This is a genomic window from Rahnella sp. CG8, from assembly GCF_023701875.1.
GTDB classification, from domain to species: Bacteria; Pseudomonadota; Gammaproteobacteria; order Enterobacterales; family Enterobacteriaceae; genus Rahnella; species Rahnella aceris.
On record NZ_JABAED010000010.1, the window covers coordinates 1 to 16,836 of the forward strand.

Here is a 16,836-nt window from a genome sequence, read left to right on the forward strand (position 1 = left end):
GATATTTTTTGCCACCGAAGTGGCTGATATCGTCTTGTGAGTGCCCACACAGATTGTCTGATAAATTGTTAAAGAGCATGCCGCGGTTCGCAAGGAATCTTATGCGGCGCGGGAGGCGTATATTACGTTTTCCCGCTGAAGAGTCAAGAGATTATTCATTCGAACATTCTTCTTTTTCTCTTCCCGTCCGGGCGACTTGTCAGTCGTTGTTCCCGGTCAGTGGAGGCGCATTATAGGGAGTTCTCAGAAGGCCGCAACCCCTAATTTCACTTTTTTCACCAACCGTTCATTAATCCGTCAATTTCGTCCAAAATGGACAAATACCGGTCGTTTTTCGCTAAAAACACACCAGTTTCAAGCCAGAGGCTGGAGTAGACTCTCCTTCATAATTAAGAGAAAGACATTCAGGAATACCTTACATGCTACTTAATGCACATCAACAGGCAGCTCAACGTAACCTTTCTTACCTGCTGGCGGAGAAAATTGCACAACGCGTTTTGTCTGGGGAGTATCCGGAAGGGGCTATTCTTCCTGGCGAGAATGAGTTAGGAGAGATTTTTGGTGTCAGCCGGACGGCCGTACGTGAAGCAGTAAAAACGCTGGCGGCTAAGGGAATGCTTTTACCCCGTCCGCGTATTGGTACCCGGGTAATGCCACAATCGAGCTGGAACTTTCTCGATCAGGAATTGCTGACCTGGTGGATGACCCGTGAAAACTTCGATCAGGTGATGGCGCATTTTATTGTTTTACGCAAAGCACTCGAACCTCAGGCTTGTGCGTTAGCCGCACTCGCTGCCAGTAAAGAGCAAAAGCATCAGCTCTCTCTATATATGTATGAAATGCGCCAGTTGCATAACAGCTTTGATCGGGAACACTGGATAACGGTAGATACGCAGTTTCACCAGCTAATCTATGAAGCGGGGAAAAATCCTTTTCTGACCTCTTTTGCGAATTTATTCAGTTCAGTGTATCAGAGCTATTTTCGGGCAATTACAGGCAATGAAGTGATTAAACTGGAACATCACCAGCGGCTGACGGATGCCATTCTGGCCGGTGATGCCAATGCCGCACTTCTGGAATGCCAGAGTCTGTTACTTGCTGATGAATGATCCCACAGACTGACGGACTACCAGCTCTGGGGTGAGCACTAAAACCTGAGGCTCTGAAGCCGGGTCTTGCAACCGATGCAGTAATGCATCAACCGCCAGTTCTCCCAGTGAGTCTTTAGGCTGATGGATTGTTGTCAGCGGCGGCATCATATATTGCGCCAGCTGGATATCATCGTACCCCATCACGGCTACATCATCGGGAACACGCAATCCACGCTGATAAAGTGCCTGATATACGCCAACAGCCATCGCATCGTTACTGGCGAAAACCGCATGCGGCGGTTCGGGCAGCGCCAGCAACTGCTGCATTGCGGCTAATCCGCCTTCAAATTCAAAATCACTACACACCTCATAACCAGGTAAAATCTTCAAACCGGCTTTTTCCATGGCCTGACGATATCCACTCAGCCGTTCCTGTGCGGTGGTTTTATCCAGCGGGCCGGTAATGCAGGCGATGCGATGATATCCCTGACGGATTAAAAACTCCGTCGCCATTTCGCCGCCCAGCAACGCGTTATCCTGAATAATATCTATCGCGCCATCAAACGGTGACCAGTCCATCATCACAATCGGCAGTGACGGATAACGGCTGATAACGTCTTTCGAGGGTCGGTGGTTTTCGGTGCACATGATCAGCAGTCCGTCGACCCGCTTTTGCAACAGCGTTTCCAGGCTGCGGTTCATACGTTCGGCGTCATTATCGGTATTACATAAAATGAGGCTGTAGCCGCGTTCATAACAACTACGCTCCACCCCACGCACCACTTCCGAATAGAAAGGGTTACTGCTGGCGGTCAGTAACATGCCGAGGGTGCGTGTCTGGTTCAGCTTAAGGCTGCGGGCCAAGGCGGAAGGCGCGTAATTGAGTTGTTCAACGGCAGCATTCACTTTCTCAGCGATGGATTCACTGACAAAACGATTCTTGTTGATCACATGGGAAACGGTAGAGGTTGAAACGCCCGCGAGGCGGGCGACATCTTTCATGGTGGCCAATCAGGCCTCCTGTTGTGCGAGGAAATCGTCTATTTCTTTGCGCCACGGGACGGAAGGTTGTGCGCCAGGACGCGTCACGGCAATCGCTGCGGCGGCGTGTGCGAATCGTACTGCGCTGTCCATCGGTTTGCCTTCCAGCAGGGCTGTGACTAACGCGCCGTTAAAGGTATCACCTGCTGCTATCGTATCGACGGCTTTTACACGGAACCCCGCCACTAACTTTCCTTCTCCGTTCTGGCTGAGCCAGATGCCTTTACTGCCCAGCGTAATGATGACAGTCGTGATGCCTTTGTCATGCAAAGCGTTTGCGGCGCGAGCGGCATCTTCATTACTGTCGACTTTAATTCCCGTCAGCTTTTCAGCTTCAGTTTCGTTCGGGGTGATTATATCCACCCGTGCCAGCAATTCATCGGGCAATTCACAGGCCGGAGCCGGATTAAGGATCACCTGCGTACCGTTGTCTTTAGCGATCTTCGATGCCGCGATCACCGTTTCAAGCGGAGATTCAAGTTGCATTAATAAAGCAGAAGCACCAATGACCTGCTGTTTATAGCGATCAAGATATTCAGGTGTAACAGCTTTATTTGCCCCCGCATCTATGCCAATAACATTCTCACCTTCCGCATTCACGAAAATCAGCGCTACGCCAGTGGTGGTGTCTTTAATGGCTTCGATGGGGTGCGTATCAATATGGTCACTGGCCAGCTGTTTGCGAACTCGCTCGCCAATATCGTCATCTCCCACACAGGCAATAAAAGAAATATCAGCGCCACTGCGACCGGCTGCAACAGCCTGATTCGCCCCTTTACCGCCAAAGGCTACGGTGTATTGCTTACCGATAACCGTTTCGCCCGGTTGCGGGAAGTGGTTGATATTCAGAATGTGGTCAGCGTTGATACTGCCGAGTACCACCAGTTTGCCGGTTTTCATGTGGAGATCCCTGAGTCAAATAGCGCCTCCATCAGGAGGCGCAGTTACAGCATCGATAAAAAGAGTATTACGGCTGAGCAACCAGTTTCAAATCAACAGGGATAACAGCCGGCACTTTCTCGCCTTTGAGTACTTTATCTGCAGTCTGAACGCCGATCACACCGATTTGTTCAGGACGCTGTGCCACAGTCGCGCCCATTTTGCCGCTGTTAACGGCTTTGATACCGTCGTCGGTGCCATCAAAGCCAACGACCAGCACATCCGTTTTACCGGCAGTCTGCAGGGCGCGCAATGCACCGAGCGCCATTTCGTCATTCTGAGCGAACACGGCCTGCACGTCCTGATGCGCAGTCAGCAGATTCTGCATGACGTTCAGGCCCTTGGTGCGGTCGAAGTCAGCAGGCTGGCTGGCGAGGATCTGGAAATGGTGTTTTTCAGCGGCCTGAGCGAAACCTTTACCGCGTTCACGGGCAACAGACGTCCCGGCGATACCTTCGAGTTCAATGACTTTAGCGTTTTCGCCCAGTTTTTTGGCGATGTAATCACCGGCCATTTTCCCCCCGAAGGCGTTATCAGACGCGACGTGGCTGGCGACAACACCCTTAGTAGCCTGACGGTCAAGGGTGATCACCGGGATTTTCGCCTGGTTTGCCATCGCAACGGCATTGCCTACCGCATCAGAATCCGTCGGGTTGATCAGCATCAGCTTGGTGCCACGAACCGTCAGGTCCTGTACGTTTGCCAGCTCTTTCGCCGGGTTGTTCTGAGAATCAAGAACCACCAGGTTATAACCCAGTTTGTCCGCTTCTTTTTGCGCGCCGTCTTTCATGGAGACGAAGAACGGATTGTTCAGCGTGGAAACGACCAGCGCAATGGTGTCTTTCGCCAGAACGTTAGCACTGAAAGAAGCGGTGATCGCTGCGGCGGAAACCCAGACAGCCAGTTTTTTCATATTCATGGTCATAAGTCCTGTAGGAGAGTTTATTTGTTGCTTTTGTTATCCACCAGAACCGCCAGCAGGATGACAACTGCTTTTACGATCATCTGGTAGTAGGAAGAAACACCTAATAAGTTCAAACCGTTATTCAGGAAGCCAAGGATCAATGCACCGATCAGCGTTCCAACAATGCGTCCTTTACCCCCGGACAGGCTGGTTCCCCCTAATACCACTGCGGCAATCGCATCCAGCTCATAACCCGTACCTGCGTTGGGCTGCGCAGAAGATAAGCGTGCCACTTCGATGATACTGGCCAGAGCGGCTAACAAACCACACAGGGAGTAGACGATAATTTTGACTTTATCGACGCTGATACCTGACAGACGCGTAGCGGATTCGTTACCGCCCAGCGCGTAGATATAGCGCCCCAGCCGGGTGTGATGCAGCATGTACCATGCCGCAATAAACACCACAGCCATCAGCCAGACGGGTGTCGGGATACCCAGCGGGCGACCGATACCAAACCAGCCAAAAACATCAGCGACATCATTAAAGCCGGTACTGATCGGGCTGCCGTTGGTGTACACCATCGTAATACCGCGCAGCAGCAACATCATGACCAGCGTAGCGATAAACGCCTGGACTTTCCCTTTGGCCACAATCATTCCGGTGACGCCACCCACAGCCGCACCTAACGCCAGCGCGGCGCCAACGGCAACAAACGCATTCACTTCCAGCCCGACAATCGAGGCGGCAACGGCGCCGGTCAGCGCCAGCAAAGAGCCGACGGATAAATCGATCCCGGACGTCAGGATCACCAGTGTCATGCCGACGGCCATAATGGCGTTAACGGACGTTTGCTGAAGGATGTTAAACAGGTTATTGACCGTAAAGAAATTCGGGCTCATGGAAGAGACCACGGCAATCAACACCAGCAGCGCAATCAGAGACTTTTGCTCCAACAACCACTCTTTACTGATCCAGCGCTTTTTGGCTGGCAATGTCTGAGAACTCATATCTGATTACTCCTGCGTCACGCCGTATTGCTTGCCGACAGCGGCAGCCATCAACACTTCCTGCGTAGCCTGTTCTATCGGGAATTCACCGCTTAAATGGCCTTCATGCATCACCAAAACCCGGTCACTCATACCGATCACTTCAGGCATTTCTGAGGAAACCAAAATGATACTCAGCCCTTCGCGCTTGAACTGGTTTATAAGCTGGTAAATCTCTTTCTTGGCACCAACGTCAACGCCGCGCGTCGGTTCATCGAGGATCAGGACTTTCGGCCGCGTCATTAATCCACGGGCAATTGCCACTTTTTGCTGATTACCGCCGGAAAGCAGGCCGATGGTCTGCATCATCGACGGCGTTTTGATATTGAAGAGGCGGATGAAATCGCCGACAGCCTGCTGTTCTTCCGCATGTTTAAGACGTCCGCCAGCGTGGCTGAAATAACGCAGCGCCGTCAGCGACATGTTTTCTTTCACTGACATGCCCAGAACTAAGCCATCGCGCTTGCGGTCTTCAGAGATATAAACAATGCCGTTTGCCAGCCCGTCCTGCGGTGAGTGTGTCACCACTTCGCGGCCATCGAGCGCCACATAACCACTTTTACGCGGTAAGGCTCCGTAGAGAATTTTCATCAGTTCGGTACGGCCTGCGCCCATCAGACCGGAAATCCCCAGAATTTCGCCGCTGTACAGATCAAAGCTGACGTTATCCACGCCCGGTCCGCTGACATCGCGTACCTGCAAACGCAGCGCACCGCGTTCATGATTAATGCGCGGGTATTGCTCTTCGAGGCGACGGCCCACCATCATTTCAATCAGCGTGTCTTCTTCAAGCGAACTGACCGGCCGCTCTGCAATAAACTGCCCGTCACGGAACACCGTCACGTCGTCGCAGATTTCGAAAATTTCTTTCATGCGGTGGGAGATATACACCACACCGCAACCGGCGGCTTTCAGTTCCCGGATCACGTTAAATAAAGAAGCGGTTTCGGTATCGGTCAGGGCATCCGTCGGTTCATCCATAATGATGACTTTGGATTCAAAGCTCAGCACTTTGGCAATTTCGACCATCTGCTGGTCGCCGATGGATAAATCGCCTACCAGCCGGTCGCTTTTGTAACGCAGATTCAGGCGCGCCAGCAGTTTATCGGCCTCGGCATACATCTTTTTCCAGTTGATGCGGCCAAAACCGTTCACAAACTCACGGCCCAGGAAGATATTTTCAGCAATCGTCAGTTGGGGGATCAGGTTCAATTCCTGATGAATGATACCAATCCCGGCTTCCTGAGAGGCTTTAGGGCCACTGAAAACCGCTTCCTTGCCAAGAAAATGCACTGAGCCGGCATCTTTCTGATAGATGCCGGTCAGCACTTTCATCATGGTGGACTTGCCCGCGCCGTTTTCTCCCACCAGCGCCATTACACGTCCCGGATAGACGCTGAGCGCCGCGCCGGAAAGTGCTTTTACGCCGGGAAAGGCTTTATCAATGCCTGTCAGTTGCAGCAAAGGTTGCATAAAGGCCTCAGAAGGTTACGCCAGCACACAGAATAACGTTCGCATAAGGCGAACATTCCCCGCTGCGGATCACAGCCCGACTTTTTTCGCTTTGTGCTTTGAATGACTCATGACTGACGTAATCCAAAGCAATGGTGTTTCCCTGGTGTTGTTCGAGTTGTGTCAATTGGGCGAGCAACGCTTCATGGAGTTGAGGATTTTTAGTGAGGATTTCCTCGGCGAGGATAGCCCGCTCAACCTGCATCTCATGTGTCACTACCTCTAAGACTTGTAAAAAGGTGGGAACTCCCTGGGTCAGGGCCAGATCGATGCGTTGGCAAGCTGCTGGCACCGGAAGTCCGGCATCGCCAATAACCAGCTGATCGGTGTGACCTAACCGGGCAATAACATGTGAGATTTCGGCATTTAACAGCGGTGACTTCTTCATTGTGAACTCCTACAGCGAAACGTTTCGCTCACCGATGAGTTTATAAAGATCCCCGGCCATCGCAACGGAGTTATGATGGAATTGTGATCAGCGTCGAAACGTTTCGCTGAATAATTAAGAAACCGCAGGGAAATTTGAGTTAGTCGTTTCAGAAAGGAGAAAGAGAAAATAAAACAGGGCACCCGAAGGTGCCCTGCGAGCAGTAGAAATGAGGATCAGATTTCTACCTGCGTACCGAGTTCGATTACGCGGTTCGGCGGAATTTCAAACTGATCTGGCGCGCGTAAGGCGTTGCGGCTGAGCGCCATAAAGAGTTTGCCACGGAAGTAGAGATACCAGGGGCGCTTGGTCAGGATCAGTGATTCGTGCGACATAAAGAATGACGTTTCCATCATCCGGCACGGCAATCCTTCCAGACCGCAACGGTGGAACACTTCCTCCACGTTCGGCGTTTCTTTAAATCCGTAGCTGGCGACCACACGCCAGAACGTCGGCGAAAGCTGTTCGATGGTGACGCGCCGGACGTTATGTACATAAGGCGCATCTTCGGTGCGTAACGTCAGCAGTACCACACGCTCATGCAACACTTTGTTGTGTTTGAGATTGTGCAGCAACGCAAACGGAATGACGTTGATGGCGCGCGACATATACACAGCCGTACCCGGAACACGCACCGGCGGGGATTTCTCCAGAGAGGCGATCATCGCTTCCAGGGAATTCCCATGCTCGTTCATGCGGCGCATAAGGCGGAAGCGCTCGCTTTTCCAGGTCGTCATAACGATAAACATGCCCAAACCCAGCGTCAGCGGCAACCAACCGCCGGAGAACAGTTTAGTAGCGTTCGCCGCGAACAGCGGGATATCCATAAACAGCAGACCGATCAGCAAAAGCCCGACCAGGAAAGGTTTCCAGTGCCAGTTTTTGAGTGCCACCGTACAGGAAAGAATACTGGTCAGCACCATCGTACCGGTCACTGCGATACCGTATGCCGCTGCCAGATTGCTCGAATGCTCGAAGCTGGCGATAACGATAACCACCGCAAAGTACAGCAACCAGTTAATGGCCGGGATGTAAATCTGGCCTGCTTCCATTTCTGAAGTGTGGATGATGCGCATTGGCGGTAAATAGCCTAAACGCACAGCCTGACGCGTCAGGGAAAACACACCGGAGATAACAGCCTGAGACGCGATAATGGTGGCCAGCGTTGCCAGCACCAGTAACGGGATCAAAGCCCAGTCAGGCGCCAGCAGGAAGAACGGGTTTTTAATCGACTCCGGATCTTTGAGCAGCAATGCGCCCTGACCGAAGTAGTTCAGCACCAGAGAAGGCAGCACCACGGTGAACCAGGCCAGACGGATCGGGAATTTCCCGAAGTGGCCCATATCCGCATACAGCGCTTCCACACCGGTAATCGACAGAACGACCGCGCCAAGTGCCAGGAAGGAAAACGACTTATGCTCGATAAAGAAGTTAACCGCCCACATCGGGTTCATGGCGCGAAGTACTTCAGGGTTCTGCATGATGCTGTTCACGCCGAGAACAGCCAGCGTCAGGAACCACAACAACATCACCGGCGCAAACAGTTTGCCCACGATGCCGGTGCCGTGTTTCTGAATAATGAAAAGCAGCGTCAGGACAGTAATAGATAAGGGAACGATATAAGGATCAAGTGAAGGTGCTGCGATTTCCAGACCTTCCATCGCGGAAAGAACAGAAATAGCCGGAGTGATCACCACTTCACCATAGAAGAAACTTCCGCCGATCAGGCCGAGAATGACCAAAACGGCAGTGGTGCGTGCCGAGGTGTTTCTGCCCGCCAGAGACATCAGCGTCAGAATACCGCCCTCCCCTGCGTTGTCCGCCCGCATCACGTAAGTGAGGTACTTGAGCGAAACAATGAGGATTAACATCCAGAAAATCAGAGAGAGAAAACCAAAAACGACGCTGGGTTCAACGTTGAAACCATAGTGACCAGAAAAACACTCTCTTAAGGTGTAGAGAGGACTGGTACCAATGTCGCCATAGACCACACCAATGGCGGCCAGGGTTACTGCTGGGAGTGACCGTTTATGTTCAGTGCTCATATTTCGTTTCTTTTTTGCTCGAACATCCGTAAGCGATGAGTGCGCTCGATCTTATGATGCCCACTAAAAGGCGCACAGTATGCACGAATAAATTGGATTGCCTACCCTTAAATGTGCAGCTAAACCGGCGTTCATATGAACGGGGTCACATTTCTGATAATAGAAAATTTTTAGTAATCAACAAGCTATAACGACAAAAATAAACGTGGCATATCGCTATTAGCCAGTACACTATTCAACAACTCAATGGAAACCGGAAGAGACAGTATGGCGCAATCTCCCCTTCTGGCAGAACGGATCGCCCGTCTTGCTAACGCATTAGAACATGGCCTGTACGAGCGGCAGGATGCCATAAGACTTTGCCTGCTGGCAGCCCTGTGCGGCGAAAGCGTTTTTCTGCTCGGCCCGCCAGGTATTGCAAAAAGCCTGATTGCCCGGCGCCTGAAATTTGCGTTCCGACATGCGCGCGCTTTTGAATATCTTATGACGCGCTTTTCCACGCCGGAAGAAGTCTTTGGCCCGCTCTCGATTCAGGCCCTGAAAGATGAAGGCCGCTATCTGCGTCTGACCGAAGGTTACTTGCCGGAAGCTGAAATTGTCTTCCTTGATGAAATCTGGAAAGCAGGCCCGGCCATCCTCAATACATTGCTCACCGCCATCAATGAACGCCGCTTCCGTAATGGCGAACGAGAAGAACCTATTCCGATGCGTCTGCTGGTCAGTGCGTCCAACGAATTACCCGAAGCCGATGGTGGCCTCGAAGCGCTGTACGACCGCATGCTGATCCGTCTGTGGTTGGATAAAGTGCAGGATAAGCAAAATTTTCGCTCACTGCTGACCAGCCGGAACAATGAAAACGCCAATCCGGTGGCAGAGTCCCTGAGTATCAGCGATGAAGAATACCAACAATGGCAGCCGGAGATCGACAAAGTCAATCTTTCAGACAGCTGCTTTGAACTGATCTTCCAGCTGCGCCAGCGCCTTGATGCCCTGGATACGGCACCTTATGTCTCTGACCGTCGCTGGAAAAAAGCTCTGCGCCTGTTGCAGGCCTGCGCATTTTTCAGTGGCAGAAAAGCGATCACGCAGGTGGATCTGATCCTGCTGAAAGACTGTTTATGGCATGACCTTAATACTTATAACCTGCTGCAAACCCAGATTGAGCAACTGATCACCGAACAGGCTTATCAGCAGCAGACACTGCTGATGAAAATTCAGCAACTGAATCAGCAATGGATGCAACATCAGCAGCAACAGAGTTCGCGTCAGTCAATCAAACTGAGCAAGAAAGCCGGCATTTTCAGCCGCAAGCCACAGTACAGCCTGCCTGAATCACTTAACACCACCAACCTGACCCTGTTATTGCAAACGCCTTTACATCTGCATGAAATAAAAGTCACACACCTGTTATTCGAACGCATCATCCTGGAAGAGTGGTTAAATAAAGGAGGCGTACTGAAAGCCAAACTCAACGGGATTGGTTTTGTACAAACCGTGGATCTGGAAATCGATGACAAACAACAACTTCTGGTGCTGGATGTTAGCCGTCAGAGCACGCCGCTGACGCTGCCGGGCCATGAGCATATTGCCGTTCCCGACGAAATGAAAAATACGCTGAGTGACCTGACCGCAAAACTGGCGCAGCAGAGACATGAATTCAGCCAGCAGCAAAACTGTCTGTTTGTTCCGGCAGAATGGATGGCAAAAATAGAAGCCAGCCTGCTTCAGGTGGCTGAACAGTTGCGTCATCAGCAACAGACATTCAGTGGTCACTGATCATGTTCAGTCTCGAGTCACTGGATCTTCTGCTGGCCATCAGCGAAGCCGAACTGATTGAAGAACTGCTCGTCGGCTTGCTGGCTGCGCCAGCGCTGACGGTGTTCTTCGAGAAATTTCCCCGTCTCAAGCGTGCCCTGACCAAAGATCTCCCAGAATGGAAATTGCGCCTTCGCCAGAGGATCCACGAAACGCCGGTTCCCCAAGAGCTGGCGAAAGAATTCTATCTTTATCAGCATTGCCAGCAGATCGACGCCACGGCTTTTCAGTCCGGACTGCCTTCCCTCATCGATGAACTGGAGCAACTCAGCTCTCCCTTTGCCACTGAAGCCCGCACCTTACAGGAGAATAATGAAACCTCACGGACGGCGAAAACCGGCAACAGCTTTCATACCTTGTTCCTCCAGCGCTGGCGCCTGAACCTGACCTTCCAAACGGTGAACGTTCATCATCAGTTACTCGAACAAGAACAGGAGCAGTTGCAGGAAGAATTGCTGCAACGACTGCAGCTCAGCAGCGAGCTCTCTCCTTTATTAGCGGAGAACGATACGGCAGCAGGCCGGTTGTGGGATATGAGTAAAGGGAAGCGTCTGCGGGGTGATATTCAGTCGCTGGCGCGTTTCGGCGCTTTTCTTCAGCAGCAGCCTGAGCTGATGCATCTGGCAGAACAACTGGGGCGCAGCCAGACGGTCAAAACCAGTCCGCATGAAGATGCAAAAATGGAAACTCACCGGCTGATGGTGCGCGAACCCGCAACGGTGCCGGAAGAAGTGAACGGCATTCATCAGAGCGATGATATTTTGCGCCTGATGCCGACGGAGCTGGTGACGCTGGGGCTGCCTGAGCTGGAATACGAATTTTACCGCCGTTTGCTGGAAAAGCGTCTGATGACATATCGCCTGCAAGGGGACGTCTGGCGCGAGAAAGTGGTCAAACGGCCTGTGGTCTATCAGCAACAGGAACCGCAACCGCGTGGGCCTTTTGTCGTCTGCGTCGATACATCCGGTTCGATGGGGGGATTTAACGAACAGTGCGCCAAAGCGTTCTGTCTGGCGTTACTGAAAATCGCACTGGCTGATAACCGCCGATGTTACATCATGTTGTTTGCCAGTGAAGTGATCCATTATGAACTGACCTCCAACGGCGGCCTGGATCAGGCGCTGCGCTTTCTGGGGCAGCATTTTCGTGGTGGTACCGATCTGGCCGCCTGTCTGAATGCCACACTGGATAAACTCGCTTCTCCGCAGTGGGAGGATGCTGATGCCGTGGTGATCTCGGACTTTATCGCCCAGCGGTTGCCAGATGAAGTACAAAAGAAGGTCAGGGCGTTGCAACGGGAAAAACATCACCGCTTTCATGCCCTGGCAATGTCGCACTATGGCAAGCCCGGCATCCTGCGCATTTTCGATCATATCTGGCGCTTCGATACCGGTATGAAAAGCCGCGTACAGCGACGCTGGCAGAGAAATTAAGCCTAAAGAGAAAGATAATCATGACTGAAATTTATCAGCTCGACGAGCTGGATCGCGGGATCCTGAACGCCCTGATGGATAATGCCCGTACACCATATGCTGAACTGGCAAAAGTGTTCACCGTCAGCCCGGGGACGATCCACGTCCGCGTAGAAAAAATGAAACAAGCGGGCATCATTACCGGCGCGCATATTACCGTCAATCCTAAACAGCTGGGTTACGACGTATGCTGTTTTATTGGCATCATTTTGAAAAGTGCCAAGGATTATCCGTCGGCACTGAAAAAGCTCGAAAGTATAGAAGAAGTGGTCGAAGCCTATTACACCACCGGGCATTACAGCATTTTCATTAAGATCATGTGCCGCTCGATTGATTCCCTTCAGCACGTACTTATCAACAAGATCCAGACAATTGACGAGATCCAGTCGACCGAGACGCTGATCTCCCTGCAGAACCCCATCACACGTACCATCCAGCCCTGAGCACTGATTTCTATACCCCTATTATCCACAGGTAGATCCCAGCTCATTCACAGCGTACAATAGCCTCCTTTTCCCGGGTGAGAGCATCATGTCTGACATTACCCTGATCAGTGGCAGTACGCTTGGCAGTGCCGAATATGTAGCAGAACACGTGGCTGAGAAACTGGAAGAAGCCGGTTTTTCCACTCAGATGTTCCATGGTCCGGAACTGTACGAAGTTCCGCAGGAAGGTATCTGGCTGATCGTGTGCTCGACACACGGTGCTGGTGAGCTGCCTGATAACCTGCAACCTTTTATGGAGCAGCTGGAAGATCAGCAACCCGATCTGTCAAAAGTACGCTTTGGCGCATTAGGTTTAGGCAGCAGTGAATATGACACCTTCTGTGGCGCGATCAGTTCTCTGGATCAAAAACTGACGTCATTAGGGGCAAAACGGATCGGTGATCGTCTTGAGATCGACGTGACTCAACACGAAATTCCTGAGGATCCGGCCGAGGTTTGGGTGATCAACTGGATTAATTTGATCAAATAAGTGTAAATTTCAGGCGATCAGATGTGGATAACTATGCTTAAAAGCAGGGTAAAACCCGTAGTTATCCCTCTAACAACTCCTGTACGCTTTTCATGCTGTGCATAACTCTCACTTCTGATCCCAGCTTATACTGTCCAGGATCACCGATCATTCACAGCATTCGATCCTTCTTAGCATACTGATCTTCATAAACAAAAAAGACTTATGCACAGAGGATCGCGATCCTAATAGAAGTATTAATAAGAGATCTTTAAATAAAAAAGATCTTCTTTTAATTAGTGAAGATCCCCGGGGACTTGTGGAAGCTCAAAACTTGAGTAGAATCCCTCCTCCCAACGCCATACAAAGAAAGTTCGCTTGAACGCCGAGGTGCAGTCGCATGTTTTATCCGGATCAATTTGACGTCATCATCATAGGTGGTGGTCATGCAGGTACTGAAGCCGCAATGGCTTCTGCACGCATGGGACGTCAGACCTTATTATTAACCCACAATATCGACACGCTGGGACAGATGTCGTGTAACCCGGCAATTGGCGGGATCGGGAAAGGACATCTGGTAAAAGAAGTCGACGCATTGGGCGGACTGATGGCTACGGCTATCGATCATGCGGGTATTCAGTTTAGGATACTAAACGCAAGCAAAGGCCCGGCAGTCAGGGCAACACGTGCTCAAGCTGACCGCGTTCTGTACCGTCAGGCCGTCCGTACCGCCCTGGAAAACCAGCCAAACCTGATGATCTTCCAGCAACCTGTTGAAGACCTGATCGTCGAAAACGATCGTGTGGTCGGTGCTGTGACCAAAATGGGGCTGAAATTCCGCGCTAAAGCGGTTGTACTGACTGTCGGCACCTTCCTGGACGGAAAGATCCACATAGGTCTGGAAAACTACAGCGGTGGCCGTGCAGGGGATCCTCCGGCGATCTCTTTGTCTCAACGTTTGCGTGAATTGCCTTTACGCGTTAACCGTCTTAAAACCGGTACACCTCCGCGTATTGATGCCCGGACCATTGATTTCAGTGTTCTGGCACAACAGCATGGTGATAATCCGGCACCGGTATTCTCGTTCATGGGCAATGTGTCGCAACATCCGCGCCAGATCCCGTGTTACATGACCTATACCAACGAAAAAACCCATGACGTGATCCGCAATAATCTGGATCGCAGCCCGATGTATGCCGGGATCATCGAAGGGATCGGCCCGCGTTACTGCCCGTCGATCGAAGATAAAGTCATGCGTTTTGCCGATCGCAATTCTCATCAGATCTTCCTTGAACCGGAAGGCCTGACCAGCAATGAAGTTTATCCAAACGGAATTTCCACCAGCCTGCCATTCGATGTGCAGATGCAGATCGTCCGGTCTATGCAGGGGATGGAAAATGCCGTTATTGTTCGTCCGGGTTATGCGATTGAATACGATTTCTTCGATCCGCGTGATTTGAAACCGACGCTGGAAAGTAAATTTATCGCCGGTCTGTTCTTTGCCGGACAAATCAACGGTACGACGGGTTACGAAGAAGCCGCTGCACAGGGCTTACTCGCTGGCATGAATGCTGCCCGTAGTGCCAGCGAAGAAGAGGGCTGGGCGCCACGTCGCGATCAAGCTTATCTCGGTGTGCTGGTTGATGACCTGTGTACGCTGGGCACCAAAGAACCGTACCGGATGTTTACATCACGCGCTGAATATCGACTGATGCTGCGCGAAGACAATGCCGATTTACGCCTGACAGAAAAAGGCCGTGAATTAGGTCTGGTTGACGATGCCCGCTGGGCGCGGTTCAACGAAAAACTGGAAATGATCGAACAGGAACGTCAGCGTCTGCGTGGTATCTGGGTGAACCCTCATCACGCGCAGGTTGAAGAGATTAATGCACATCTTTCTGCACCGCTTTCTAAAGAAGCCAGTGCAGAAGAACTGCTGCGTCGTCCTGAAATGACCTATGAGCTGATTACCCGTCTTTCTCCGTTCGCACCTTCTGTCCCGGATGTGCAGGCAGCAGAACAGGTTGAAATTCAGATCAAATATGAAGGCTATATCGCCCGTCAGCAGGAAGAGATCGAAAAACAGCAGCGTAACGAAAACACTGTGTTGCCTGTTGATCTTGATTACCGCCAGGTTAATGGTCTTTCCAATGAAGTGATCGCCAAGCTTAACGATCACAAGCCGACCTCCATTGGTCAGGCATCGCGGATCTCGGGTATTACGCCGGCAGCTATCTCGATCTTGCTGATCTGGCTTAAAAAACAAGGCTTACTGCGCCGTAGCGCATAACTCACCTCTCTTATGACCGCCCTTTGAAAACAAAGCGGCGGTCAGTTCTTACTTTTCCCATCTTTCTGAGTGTTTTATCATTTCTCAACCGGGCTGTTCCCGAATATCGACTCTTTCTGAGGATTCACTGTGCAAAAGAAACTGGACTCGCTGCTTGCTGCGGCAGGAATAGCGTTACCCGATCAGCAAAAACAGCAACTGATTGGCTATGTGGAACTGCTGCATAAGTGGAACAAAGCCTATAACCTGACGTCTGTCCGTGACCCGATGCAGATGCTGGTACGCCATATCATGGACAGCATCGTAGTAAATGAGCATCTGCAGGGCAGCCGTTTCATCGACGTAGGCACAGGCCCTGGTTTACCGGGAATTCCTCTTGCCATCGTTCGCCCTGATTCACACTTTACGCTGCTGGACAGCCTGGGTAAGCGCGTACGCTTCCTGCGTCAGGTTCAGCATGAACTGGGGCTGAAAAATATCGAACCGGTACAAAGTCGTGTGGAAGAGTTTGAGCCAGACCCGTTGTTTGATGGGGTGATCAGCCGTGCTTTTGCGTCCCTGCAGGATATGCTTTCCTGGTGCCATCACCTGCCACAAAAAGGGCAGGGGCGTTTTTACGCCTTAAAAGGGGTGAGCCCTGATGATGAAATGGCGCTATTGCCGGAAGGTATCACTTTGGAATCGGTCATAAAACTGCAGGTACCAGAACTTGACGGGGAACGGCATCTCGTCATTCTTAGCTCAAACTAAAGTTGCGTTTTATCAAAAAATATTTAAAAAGCGCATGTGTTATTGCAGTTAAAATGAGCAGGCTAATTATATAGCGGTGACAAACACTCAATCACCGCTTTTTTACAGACTGATAGCATTTCAGAGATGTTTTTATTTTAATCCGGACTGTAATAGTCACTTTTGAAATTGAACGGTCATCAACCGGCTGATATTGAACTTGTAATGAAAATGTTGTTATTTGTTGGGTTGTTGTGTCAATAAATCGTGGTTATTTTTAAAGAAGATTGTTTAACGAACAGTGTTTTATTAACAAATTGATTTATAAAGATTTTAAAAGGCCTGATTAGCTAAAGACATTCAAACAGTGCAGGGTATATAAAGTGTCATGAGTTAATTATGTGATCCAGTGCACGCTTCTTTGTCGGGTGATGAAATAACCGTATCAAACCAAAAAGGGCAAATTCAGCTATAGTTTGGTTGTCAAAATAGTCGTGAAGGGGAAAATTTAAATAATTGTTCACCTTTTCGCTACTTATCCATTGAATTCGTCCCTGTGCCCCGTATA

14 protein-coding genes are annotated in these 16,836 nt (G+C 50.9%); 7 read left to right on the forward strand and 7 right to left on the reverse strand.

Going from position 1 to position 16,836, the window contains the following annotated elements; all coding sequences use genetic code 11:
• The first annotated feature begins 419 nt into the window (after positions 1-419).
• Positions 420-1,109 (forward strand): FadR/GntR family transcriptional regulator, encoded by a 690-nt coding sequence (locus tag HGO41_RS11230; RefSeq protein WP_013577664.1) that lies wholly within the window; start codon positions 420-422, stop codon positions 1,107-1,109.
• On the opposite strand, the gene rbsR is transcribed toward HGO41_RS11230, so the two are convergent.
• The 7 genes from rbsR to kup all read right to left on the reverse strand — a co-directional run bounded on the left by rbsR (position 1,092) and on the right by kup (position 9,008).
• On the reverse strand, positions 1,092-2,102 hold the full coding sequence (rbsR, locus tag HGO41_RS11235; protein ID WP_241916825.1) for a ribose operon transcriptional repressor RbsR: 1,011 nt from the start codon (positions 2,100-2,102) through the stop codon (positions 1,092-1,094). The two genes, HGO41_RS11230 and rbsR, sit on opposite strands and share 18 nt — an antisense overlap.
• Positions 2,103-3,032, reverse strand: coding sequence for a ribokinase (gene rbsK / locus HGO41_RS11240; RefSeq protein ID WP_250981034.1), 930 nt, complete (start codon positions 3,030-3,032; stop codon positions 2,103-2,105). It lies immediately after the preceding gene.
• A 67-nt stretch (positions 3,033-3,099) separates the two neighbouring features.
• Positions 3,100-3,990 carry a ribose ABC transporter substrate-binding protein RbsB gene (gene rbsB, locus HGO41_RS11245; protein ID WP_013577667.1) on the reverse strand — a complete coding sequence of 297 codons (891 nt, stop codon included), beginning with the start codon at positions 3,988-3,990 and terminating at the stop codon, positions 3,100-3,102.
• Between the two features lie 23 nt (positions 3,991-4,013).
• Complete coding sequence (gene rbsC, locus HGO41_RS11250) at positions 4,014-4,985, reverse strand: ribose ABC transporter permease (protein WP_013577668.1); 972 nt, start codon at positions 4,983-4,985, stop codon at positions 4,014-4,016.
• Positions 4,986-4,991: 6 nt separating this feature from the next.
• Positions 4,992-6,497 (reverse strand): ribose ABC transporter ATP-binding protein RbsA, encoded by a 1,506-nt coding sequence (rbsA, locus tag HGO41_RS11255; RefSeq protein WP_013577669.1) that lies wholly within the window; start codon positions 6,495-6,497, stop codon positions 4,992-4,994.
• A gap of 7 nt (positions 6,498-6,504) precedes the next feature.
• Positions 6,505-6,924: a D-ribose pyranase gene (gene rbsD / locus HGO41_RS11260; protein WP_013577670.1), complete on the reverse strand. Its 420-nt coding sequence runs from the start codon at positions 6,922-6,924 to the stop codon at positions 6,505-6,507.
• Positions 6,925-7,139: 215 nt separating this feature from the next.
• Positions 7,140-9,008 (reverse strand): low affinity potassium transporter Kup, encoded by a 1,869-nt coding sequence (gene kup / locus HGO41_RS11265; protein WP_013577671.1) that lies wholly within the window; start codon positions 9,006-9,008, stop codon positions 7,140-7,142.
• Between the two features lie 267 nt (positions 9,009-9,275).
• Here kup and ravA point away from each other — a divergent pair, with 267 nt between their 5' ends.
• From ravA to rsmG, 6 genes are all read left to right on the forward strand, one after another.
• Entirely contained in the window at positions 9,276-10,784 is a 1,509-nt protein-coding gene (gene ravA / locus HGO41_RS11270) for an ATPase RavA (protein ID WP_037033892.1), read from the forward strand.
• 2 nt (positions 10,785-10,786) lie between these two features.
• Positions 10,787-12,256 (forward strand): ATPase RavA stimulator ViaA, encoded by a 1,470-nt coding sequence (gene viaA, locus HGO41_RS11275; RefSeq protein ID WP_112197581.1) that lies wholly within the window; start codon positions 10,787-10,789, stop codon positions 12,254-12,256.
• 20 nt (positions 12,257-12,276) lie between these two features.
• Positions 12,277-12,738 carry a transcriptional regulator AsnC gene (asnC, locus tag HGO41_RS11280; RefSeq protein WP_013577674.1) on the forward strand — a complete coding sequence of 154 codons (462 nt, stop codon included), beginning with the start codon at positions 12,277-12,279 and terminating at the stop codon, positions 12,736-12,738.
• 88 nt (positions 12,739-12,826) lie between these two features.
• A complete protein-coding gene (mioC, locus tag HGO41_RS11285) occupies positions 12,827-13,270 on the forward strand; it encodes an FMN-binding protein MioC (protein WP_013577675.1) in 444 nt (147 codons plus the stop codon).
• A 379-nt stretch (positions 13,271-13,649) separates the two neighbouring features.
• Positions 13,650-15,539 (forward strand): tRNA uridine-5-carboxymethylaminomethyl(34) synthesis enzyme MnmG, encoded by a 1,890-nt coding sequence (gene mnmG / locus HGO41_RS11290; RefSeq protein ID WP_112152011.1) that lies wholly within the window; start codon positions 13,650-13,652, stop codon positions 15,537-15,539.
• A 129-nt stretch (positions 15,540-15,668) separates the two neighbouring features.
• The gene (gene rsmG, locus HGO41_RS11295) at positions 15,669-16,289 is read left to right on the forward strand and encodes a 16S rRNA (guanine(527)-N(7))-methyltransferase RsmG (RefSeq protein ID WP_013577677.1); all 621 of its coding nucleotides are present in this window, start codon (positions 15,669-15,671) and stop codon (positions 16,287-16,289) included.
• The last annotated feature ends 547 nt before the right edge of the window (positions 16,290-16,836 follow it).